This window comes from Myxacorys almedinensis A (assembly GCF_010091945.1).
GTDB lineage: Bacteria > Cyanobacteriota > Cyanobacteriia > Leptolyngbyales > Leptolyngbyaceae > Myxacorys > Myxacorys almedinensis.
In genome coordinates this window covers 1-664 of the sequence record NZ_WVIE01000074.1, presented here as the reverse complement: position 1 = coordinate 664, position 664 = coordinate 1, and the positions used below count along the sequence as shown (strand labels likewise).

The window sequence follows — 664 nt, the reverse complement described above, 5'->3', positions numbered from 1 at the left end:
GGTGGCATCAATGGCATAAAAAGGTTCGCGGAGCGGTTGTTTCGTTACCAAATTGATGGTTCCACCTGGAGTTCCTGTACCGTAAAGCACTGAGGCAGGACCTTTCAGCACTTCGACTCTTTCGATATTGGAGAGTTCAAGTGATTCTTGCCCTAAAATATCTCTCAGTCCGTTTCTGAGAAAGTTGCCGCTAGGAGCAGTGGCAGTAAAGCCTCGAATGTTAAAAGTGCTGCTCCGTAGTGTTGAAGGACTGATTCTAGTTACTCCAGGAACGTTTTTCAGGGCTTCTTCTAGACGAGTAACGTTTTGATCGCGCAATACCTCCTGCGGCACCACTTGAATCGACTGGGGAATATCTCGAATTGGTGTATCCGTTTTTGTCGCTGTACTCGCATTGGGCACACGATAGCCTTCTCGCTGTCCCGTCACCACAATTTCCTCATCTGGTTCGTCTGCCTCCGGATTCAGGCTATAGGCCAACCCCCCCGTCTTCAGCGTCACCTCCGTCTGCGGTAGCGCATCCTTTCCCGCCACACTCACCCGAAGATTGCCCAACCGCTGCTCCACCTGCACCGTGGCAATATCCGCCGTTGGGCTGTCTGCCACAAACGTCTGTCCCTGCGGCAACGCCAGCGTCGCATTGGGAATCTCGGCAATCAGGCTA

1 protein-coding gene is annotated in these 664 nt (G+C 52.6%); it reads right to left on the bottom strand.

Annotated features, from left to right (window positions below; translation table 11 throughout):
- A partial coding sequence (locus tag GS601_RS22695) for a TonB-dependent siderophore receptor (RefSeq protein WP_162425560.1) occupies positions 1 to 664 on the bottom strand: 664 nt, incomplete at both ends.